Genomic DNA, 6,602 nt, shown 5'->3' on the forward strand with positions numbered 1-6,602 from the left:
CCGCCATGGAGTGGGAATGGTTCGCGGCACCCGACTACTGGCTGAGCCGCCTGGTCCTCCAGCGGGGCCTGGCCGCCGTCTACCTCGTCGCCTTCGTCTCGGCGGCGCTGCAGTTCCGGGCTCTGCTCGGCGAGCGGGGTCTGACCCCGGCCCCCGACTTCCTGCGCCGGGTGCCCTTCCGCGACTCCCCCAGCCTGTTCCACCTGCGCTACTCCGACCGCCTCTTCGCCTCCGCGGCCTGGCTGGGCGCGGCGCTGTCGGCGGCGGTGCTGCTGGGCGCCGCCGACCGGGTGCCGCTGGCGGTGTCCATGGCGATGTGGGCGCTGCTGTGGGTGCTGTACCTGTCGATCGTGAACGTCGGCCAGACCTGGTACGCGTTCGGCTGGGAGTCGCTGCTGCTGGAGGCCGGCTTCCTGGCCGTCTTCCTCGGCAACGCCGACGTCGCCCCGCCGCTGCTCACCCTCGTCCTGCTGCGCTGGCTGCTGTTCCGGGTGGAGTTCGGCGCGGGGCTGATCAAGTGGCGCGGCGATGCTTGCTGGCGCAGGCTGACCTGCCTGGACTACCACCACGAGACCCAGCCGATGCCGGGCCCGCTGAGCTGGTTCTTCCACCGGCTGCCACGCCCGCTGCACCGGGTGGAGGCGGCCGCCAACCACGTCACCCAGCTCGTCGTCCCCTTCCTGCTGTTCCTCCCCCAGCCGGTGGCGGGCGCCGCCGGGCTGGCCGTGGTCGTCACCCAGCTGTGGCTGGTGGCGTCCGGCAACTTCGCCTGGCTCAACTGGCTGACGGTTGTGCTGGCCTTCTCCGCGATCGACGGCTCCGCCGTCGCCGACGCCCCCGCCCACGGCCCCACGCCCATGTGGTTCGGCGCCGCCGTCATCGCCGTGACCGCGCTGGTGGCGGTGCTCAGCTACCGGCCCGCCCGCAATCTGCTCTCGCGCCGCCAGCGGATGAACGCCTCCTTCGACCGGCTCCACCTGGTCAACACCTACGGCGCCTTCGGCAGCGTGACGCGCGTGCGGCACGAGGTGGTGATCGAGGGCACCGACGAGGAGCGGATCACCGATGCCACGCGCTGGCGGGAGTACTGCTTCAGGGGCAAGCCGGGGGACGTGCGCCGGCTGCCGCGCCAGTACGCGCCGTACCACCTGAGGCTGGACTGGCTGATGTGGTTCGCCGCCCTCTCGCCCTCCTACGCGGCGCCCTGGTTCACCCGGCTGCTGCACAGGCTGCTGGAGAACGATCCCGACACCCTGCGCCTGCTGCGCGCCAACCCCTTCCCCGGCGCCCCGCCCGTCCATGTACGGGCCCTGCTGTACCGCTACCGCTTCACCACCTGGCGGGAGCTGCGCTCCACCGGGGCGTGGTGGGACCGCGAGCTGATCGGCCCCTACGGGCCGCCGGTCTCCCGGCGGCCCTTAGACACGGACGCGGACACGGACGCGGACACGGACGCGGACACGGACGCGGACGCGGGCACGGACGCGGGCACGGACGCGCCGTGAGGGCGGTCGTCAGCCGCGCAGCCGGGCCGTCTCGGGCGAGGCGGTGTCCAGCGGCACCGACCAGGCGTCCAGCACGCCGAGCTGGACGGCCTGCCGCCGCAGTACGGCGTCCAGCGCCCAGTCGGCGGCCACCCGGATCCGGTTGCCCGGCATCGCGGCGAGGTGGTAGCCGCGGGTGACGAGGTTGGCGACCGGGCCGGACAGCGGAATGCCGAAGGGGTTGGCCGCGGCCTGCACCCCGCCGAGGTCCACGACGAAGCCGAGGTCGCTGTGCTTGTAAGGGCGGCGGGCGCCGACCCCGTACGAGGCCATGACGTTGTTCGCGGCCGTCCTGCCCTGCCGGTGCGCGTGCTGAGCGGTCATCGCCGTGTACTGGCCGGGGTTGGTCAGATCCGGCACCGCCGCGGCGTCGCCGCAGGCGAACACCTCAGGGCGGCCGGGGACGTTCAGGTACTCGTCGACGATCAGCCGCCCCTTCTCGGTCGGCAGGCCGAGCTGCTCCACCAGAGGGTCGGGCCGCACCCCGACGCACCAGATCAGCGACCGGGTGGGGACGAACTCCCCGGTGTCCAGGAGGACGCCGTCCTCGGTGGCCTCCTTCACCGAGGTCCCCGTGCGCACCTCCACCCCGCGTTTGCGCAGCACCCGGTCGGCGGTCCGCGCCAGTTTCTCGTCCAGGCCCGGCAGCACCCGGTCCGCGATGTCCAGCAGCATCCAGCGGGGCCGGGCGTCGGCCCGCATCCCCGTGGCGCTGCGGGCGTGCTGGCGGGCCAGGGAGTCGGTGAACATCTTGCCGTGGGCGGCCACCTCGGTACCGGTGTAGCCCGCGCCGACGACCACGAAGGTGGTGCGCGCCCGGCACTCCTGCGGGTCCTCGGCGTTGGCGGCGAGGGCGACCTGCCGGCTGATGTGGTCGCGCAGGTACAGCGCCTCCGGCATGCCCCGGAACCCGACCGCGTGCTCGGCCACCCCGGGGATGGGCAGCAGCTTGTTCACGCTTCCGACGGTGAGGACGAGCCGGTCGTAGCCCAGACTCTTCTCGGCCCCCTCGGGATCGGTGTAGGTGATCGAACGCCCGTCGAGGTCCACGCCGTGGACCTCTCCCAGCACCAGCCGCACCTTCGGCAGCGTCCCGGCCAGCGACACCGAGACCCGGCGGGCCTCCAGGAGCCCGGCCGACACCTCGGGCAGCAGCGGCAGGTACAGGAAGTAGTCGTTCGGGTTCACCAGCACGATCTCGGCCGCCCCGCGGAGCTTCCGCGACAGCGTCCTGGCGGTCTGGTAACCGGCGAACCCGGCTCCGACGATCACAATCCGGGAACGGCTCACGTGCGACTCCAGCCCTCGGGACCAACGACCAGGGCAACCGCGTTTCCCGCCTGCGTCCCGGCAAACCCGCCCCGGCTCCGGCCCCCGCCACGGCCTTCCGCCGACGCCCGCCCCTCCCCCACCACCGACAGGGCCGCCCCCTCGTACGCACCCGTCGTCCCGGCCGACGGGGCACACCGCCGCACACGGTGGGTGACGAAGCCGGCTTCCCAGGGCCCGGCCGGGAACGAAGTTGATCTTCCGGCCCCGGCCCCCGAGGGGTGAGCGAGCACTCCCCGGAATGCGGTATGGTTTCTGTGCGCGAACGGCGAGGGACAAGATCCCGGACCGGGAGAGCATCGGGACGTGGCGCAGCTTGGTAGCGCACTTGACTGGGGGTCAAGGGGTCGCAGGTTCAAATCCTGTCGTCCCGACAGGGCAGAAGGCCCGCCGACTTGGAGGAAAGATCCAGGTCAGCGGGCCTTTTCTCGTGCTCGGAGCCGGGCTACCGCACCAGGCGGAGGTGCCTCCGAGGCCGGTTTTCTGGGACCACTTTGGGACCACTGGGAGCAGATGAGGAGTCGGCGTCCGAGCGACTTCCCGACAGGTGCGCGCTGAGCGCGGCCCCAGCCAGCTCCACTGATCTCTTGTCGGGGTGCAGGTAGCGCTGTGTGGTGGTGAGTGACCCGTGCCCAGCGATCTTCCGCAGCACATGAAGCGGGACCCCCGCGTCAGCCATCCACGTCAGGCCTGTGTGCCGCAGATCGTGCCGCCGCAGGTGCTCGTATCCGAGTCGGACGACTACCTCATCCCAGTGGGTCGCGTCCCGTAGCACGGCCGTGCTGATCCGCCCGCCACGTGGACCGGTGAACAGCCGGGCATCGGGCTTGCCGCGAAGCACATCGAGCCGACGAGCGACCATGGGACGGATCTCAGGGATGATCGGCACCGTCCGGCGGCGCTTGCCCTTGGTGCCCTTGTCGAGCAGCCCGCCCGGCCCTGAAGTCGTCTGGCGGCACAGGTCCCACGTCCATGCCTCACGGTCGATGTCCCGCACCCGCACACCGGAGACCTCCCCGATGCGCGCCGCGGTACAGGCCGCGAACTTCACCACATCGCCCCAGCCCTCGAAAGCGCCGGCCGAGCGTGCGACGAGAGCAGTCGCCAACCGTTCGAGCGCGTCCCAGTCGGGTAGGGCCAGGGAGCGAGGATCGTCCAGCTCGTCCGCAGCCCTCTTGTATTCCTGCTGCCAGCCGGTCACCCGAGCGGGGTTCACATCGATGATGCCGTCCCTCACCGCCTGCTCCATAACCCGCACCAGAACGGCGAGACTGTTCTTCACTGTAGACCGGCTGCACTCGTCGGCGATCCAGCCGTGGACAGCCCGGTCTACGATGCCGTTGGTGATCGTCCTCACGGGGAGATGACCAAGGGTGGGCACCACCCGCAGCCGCCAACCTGCCCGATACGGGTCCAGGGTCTTAGCCTCCAAGCCGCGCATCGCCAGTGGCCAGACCTCGGCGTCCTCCGCCCCGTACTCGGCCAAGGACATGGTCGCCACGACAGGCGTGACCCCGCGGCTGGCCAGGCGCTCCATACGCTTGATCCACGCCCGCGCGTCATCGTCGGTCGGCAGCATCTCCGAGCACGAACGGCGCTTCCTGGTCTGCGGATCAAACCAGCGCACCCGAGCGCGGTACGGGTTGGGATTGCCCGGCCGGTACTCGACATCGGTGGACAGCCGAACACCGACCGGAGGCCTCTGCCGCTCCATCAAGCCGCCTTTGCTGGGTCAACGCGCCGGGAGGCAAGCCACGCCTGCACGTCCGGGACGCTGTACATAGTCACGCGCGAGGTCAGCCGGACGAACGGCGGCCCCTGCACCGGGTTGGAGGTACGCCATCGCCGCAACGTCGAGGCATCCACGCCCAGCAGCTCGGCCACCTCGTCCGTGGTGTACCAGCCACTGTGCAAGAGGTCAGGTGTCTCATCCTTCCCTGCATCGGTGACAGGTACAGCACCGAGCAATCCGGCGAGCTGAGTTACCGTCAGCGTTCTCTTCATAGTCACCACTCCCCTTGTGCTTCGAGGTCTGCGCGTGCTTCGCGTGCTGCGTCGCGGGATGCGCGGAGGTCGCGGGCGATCTGGGAGGCGAGCCAGGACTCGCCGGCGGTGTGGCCGTGCCCGGCGTAGGCCCAGTGGGCGACGGTCAGCACGGTCGCCTCGGGGTGGGCGTCGGGGTCGGGCAGGCCGAGGGCGGCGCGTTGTTCGGCGGCGCGGTAGTCGGCGCGGACTTGGCGCAGCGCGCCGAGGGTGGTGGAGTAGCGGCGGGATTTGGTGGAGAAGTGGCCGCGGAAGCCGAGCATGTGCGCCCACTGGCGCAGCTTGCGGTCCGGGTAGAGCCGGTGCAGGTCGAGGCAGGCCGCGATCAGCCGCTTGGGATGCTCGGGAATGTCCAGCAGATCGAGGGCTTCGGTGTTGCCGATCCGGTGGTCTACCGTGCCGGTGGTCTCGGCGGCTTTGGTGGCGTACTTGGCGACGTAGGAGGCGACGGCCTGTTCGGTGATCTCCCCGCCGTCGAAGGCGCTGATGGGCTGGATGTCGAGCTGGGTGCCCCAGCGCAAGGTTCGGGCGGGCTGGGTGCCGGCGGCGGGCACGGTGACGGCGACGCGGGCGGCGGCGGCGCGGATGGCGTTGGTCAGCAGCTCCACGGTGGCCCACTGGGGCGGGGCGGAGTCGGGTCCGTCGGGGCCGTCGAAGCGGATGACGGCGTGGAAGTGGACCGCGCCCCGGCGCTGGTACTCGGCGACCTTGCCGAAGGCCACCCGGAGCACCTGGTGGCAGGCTTTCTGGGTCCGTCCGGTCTGGCGGGCGACTTCCCGGCGCAGGTAGATGGTGAAGTACCGCCACAGCTCGGAGGCGTGGTTGTTCCACAGCACCGCGCCCGCGTAGTCGTAGGTGTCGGGGTCGAGCGGGGTGCCCAGCTCGGGCGCGTTCTCGCGGTGGCGGGCACCGCAGCGGCACCGGCCGCGGGCGGGACGGTTGTGCACCGGGCCGAAGGACGGTGCGGTGAGGGTGGCGAAGACGCGGGGGTGGTCGCGGACGGCCTCGGCCACGCCCTTGGAGCGGTCGCCGGTCAGTCCGGCGCGGATGAGGTGAAAGGTGTCTCCGGCGTAGGTCCAGGCGCAGGACGGGCAGCGCGAGGCGCGGCGGTTGCCGCAGGCCACCCGCAGGCGTCCGCCGGGCTCACCGTCGGTGGAGTAGGCGTGCAGGACGGTGCCGGTGGTGCGGTCGAGGGTCTTGGTGGAGCCGGTCAGGTGGATGGGGTCGGCGCAGCCGCCGGTGCGGCGCACCTGCTCTTGCCAGCGGTCAAAGCCGGGGGACCCGGCCACCCGCAGGAAGTCCTGCCAGGTGATCGGGTCCACTCCCGCCAGCGTGGCGGCGTCGGTCATGGGCGCGGTCACCGCCCGGCGCGGATCAGGACGGTGGCGCGGGGGGCGTGGCCGGTGCCTCGGCAGGCCGGGCAGACCACGCGGACGGTCACGCGGGTGCCGTCGCGGTGGCGGGTGCCGGTGGTGATGGCCACGGCCGGGAAGCCGTCGCAGTCGCGGCAGATCGGCCGGTGCGGAGCGTGCTGGGGCATGATGAGGTCCTCTCTTTCGGATCTGCGGATCTGGAAGGGAAAGGAGGCGTCCGGGGCGGCGGAAACTTGGCGGTTGAGGCCGCCCCGGAGGCCGTTCAGCGGCGGTGCTGGTTGTTGAGCAGGGAGCGCAGGACGACCGCGCACAC

6 protein-coding genes and 1 tRNA gene are annotated in these 6,602 nt (G+C 71.5%); 2 read left to right on the top strand and 5 right to left on the bottom strand.

The features are described 5' to 3' along the window. Positions 1-5: 5 nt before the first annotated feature. Complete coding sequence (locus tag CUT83_RS12255; RefSeq protein ID WP_101255889.1) at positions 6-1,505, top strand: lipase maturation factor family protein; 1,500 nt, start codon at positions 6-8, stop codon at positions 1,503-1,505. 9 nt (positions 1,506-1,514) lie between these two features. Here the strand turns inward: CUT83_RS12255 and CUT83_RS12260 are convergent, their stop codons facing one another. Beyond that, complete coding sequence (locus CUT83_RS12260) at positions 1,515-2,834, bottom strand: NAD(P)/FAD-dependent oxidoreductase (RefSeq protein ID WP_101255874.1); 1,320 nt, start codon at positions 2,832-2,834, stop codon at positions 1,515-1,517. A 339-nt stretch (positions 2,835-3,173) separates the two neighbouring features. Here CUT83_RS12260 and CUT83_RS12265 point away from each other — a divergent pair. Continuing rightward, positions 3,174-3,247 (top strand) — tRNA-Pro (locus CUT83_RS12265). Between the two features lie 71 nt (positions 3,248-3,318). On the opposite strand, the gene CUT83_RS12270 is transcribed toward CUT83_RS12265, so the two are convergent. From CUT83_RS12270 to CUT83_RS12285, 4 genes are read right to left on the bottom strand one after another with little or no spacing between them, the layout of a single operon-like run. Further along, the gene (locus CUT83_RS12270; RefSeq protein ID WP_101255875.1) at positions 3,319-4,590 is read right to left on the bottom strand and encodes a site-specific integrase; all 1,272 of its coding nucleotides are present in this window, start codon (positions 4,588-4,590) and stop codon (positions 3,319-3,321) included. Then, positions 4,587-4,877, bottom strand: a complete 291-nt coding sequence (locus tag CUT83_RS12275; RefSeq protein WP_101255876.1) for a helix-turn-helix transcriptional regulator — start codon at positions 4,875-4,877, stop codon at positions 4,587-4,589. Before CUT83_RS12275 ends, CUT83_RS12270 begins: the two co-directional genes overlap by 4 nt. A 2-nt stretch (positions 4,878-4,879) precedes the next feature. Beyond that, positions 4,880-6,265, bottom strand: coding sequence for a replication initiator protein RepSA (repSA, locus tag CUT83_RS12280; RefSeq protein WP_101255877.1), 1,386 nt, complete (start codon positions 6,263-6,265; stop codon positions 4,880-4,882). Positions 6,266-6,273: 8 nt separating this feature from the next. Further along, the gene (locus CUT83_RS12285) at positions 6,274-6,456 is read right to left on the bottom strand and encodes a hypothetical protein (protein WP_101255827.1); all 183 of its coding nucleotides are present in this window, start codon (positions 6,454-6,456) and stop codon (positions 6,274-6,276) included. Between the last annotated feature and the right edge of the window lie 146 nt (positions 6,457-6,602).

Source organism: Streptomyces barkulensis (genome assembly GCF_002843305.1).
GTDB lineage: Bacteria > Actinomycetota > Actinomycetes > Streptomycetales > Streptomycetaceae > Streptomyces > Streptomyces barkulensis.

What these genes read in the sequence shown, in the direction of transcription:
- CUT83_RS12255 (WP_101255889.1), top strand. Translation starts at nt 6, where the DNA reads ATGGAGTGGGAATGGTTCGCGGCACCCGACTACTGGCTGAGCCGCCTG.
- CUT83_RS12275 (WP_101255876.1), bottom strand. Translation starts at nt 4,877, where the DNA reads ATGAAGAGAACGCTGACGGTAACTCAGCTCGCCGGATTGCTCGGTGCT.
- repSA (WP_101255877.1), bottom strand. Translation starts at nt 6,265, where the DNA reads ATGACCGACGCCGCCACGCTGGCGGGAGTGGACCCGATCACCTGGCAG.
- CUT83_RS12285 (WP_101255827.1), bottom strand. Translation starts at nt 6,456, where the DNA reads ATGCCCCAGCACGCTCCGCACCGGCCGATCTGCCGCGACTGCGACGGC.